The sequence below is a fragment of the Burkholderia sp. AW49-1 genome, assembly GCF_053427845.1.
In genome coordinates this window covers 1-1277 of the sequence record NZ_JBSAXF010000084.1, presented here as the reverse complement: position 1 = coordinate 1277, position 1277 = coordinate 1, and the positions used below count along the sequence as shown (strand labels likewise).

The 1277-nt window shown below is 60.6% G+C and carries 1 protein-coding gene; it reads right to left on the bottom strand.

What is annotated here, in order from left to right:
* Positions 1-3: 3 nt before the first annotated feature.
* Positions 4-1224, bottom strand: coding sequence for an ISL3 family transposase (locus ACV22W_RS33480; RefSeq protein WP_258281958.1), 1221 nt, complete (start codon positions 1222-1224; stop codon positions 4-6).
* Between the last annotated feature and the right edge of the window lie 53 nt (positions 1225-1277).

Sequence of the window (1277 nt, the reverse complement as noted above, 5' to 3'; positions counted from 1 at the left end):
GGTTCATCGTGGAATTCCGGGGAACGCGGCGCGGATCTTGAGGAAGAAGTATTCCTCGTCGCGGTATCCGTAAGCTCTGCGCTTGATGACCTTGATGGTGTTGTTGATGCCTTCCACGACGCTGGTATTGAGCGGATGACGGCAGCGCGTCACGATTCCGTGCCAGTACCCTTGCAAGCGCTCGGCAAACTTTTGCAGGGCGGCAATCCCGCTTTGCTGAGCCTGTTCGAACCATTGCCCCCAGGCTTTTTCCGCCCAAGCTGGCTTTCGGTAGAACCAGAGCCGTTTGAGTTCGTCACGCAGCACATACACGCATAACAGCGACTGATTGGCGGCCAGCAGCTCCTTCAGGTGCACGGCCTGTTCTGGCTTCAGGTTGTGGCGGTTGCGCAGCAGCAGCCAACGACTGGACTTCAGGACCTTCCGCGCCGGCTTGTCATGCCGGAGTTGATTAGCTTGATCCACCCGAACCCGGTCGATCACTTCGCGCCCGTACTTGGCCACAACGTGGTACAGGTCGAAGACGATTTCCGCCTGCGGGCACTGCTCCTTGATCTCCAACTCGTAGGCCGTGGTCATGTCGATCGCAACCGCTTCGATACGCTCGGCCACGCCTTCAGGGAGTTGTTCGAAGAAGGCTCGCGCCGTTTCCCGTGAGCGTCCTGGCCCGACCCAGAGCACCTGCCGGCCGATCGGATCGACCACCACCGTGGCGTAGCGATGGCCTTTATGGAGCGCGAACTCGTCCATTGCCAGATAGCGGATCGTCGACCAGTCCGGCTCGGCCACGCGCGCTCGCAAGCGCATCTTGTCGATCGATTTCACCGTGTGCCAACCCAACTCGTAGAAGGCTGCGACCGCTTGCACGCTGGCCGCTTGTAGCAGCTTCTCGCAGGCCTTGGCGAACCGCTCCGTCACGCGCTGGTAGCGGCCCAGCCACGCCAGCTTCTCCAGTCGCGGGCCACCGCAGTGCTCACACCAGACCCGGCGACGAGGCACATGCAACACCACCCGATATTCGAACAGCGGCAGATCGCGCACTCGACGAACGGTCGTCTCGTGGATCTGCTGGCAGCGCGCCCCGCATTGCTCGCAGTACATGACCTTGCTGACCGGCTTCAGATACAGCGATAGCGTGCGCTCTTCTCCTTGCGGCCACTCCACCCGTTCCAACCGGTAGCCGGTCCAGCAGCCCAGTGCCTGAAGTGCCTTTCGATCAAGCAATTGCTTCCTCCGACATCCTTAGAATCAGGTGTCAGATTATGCAATCACTCGAA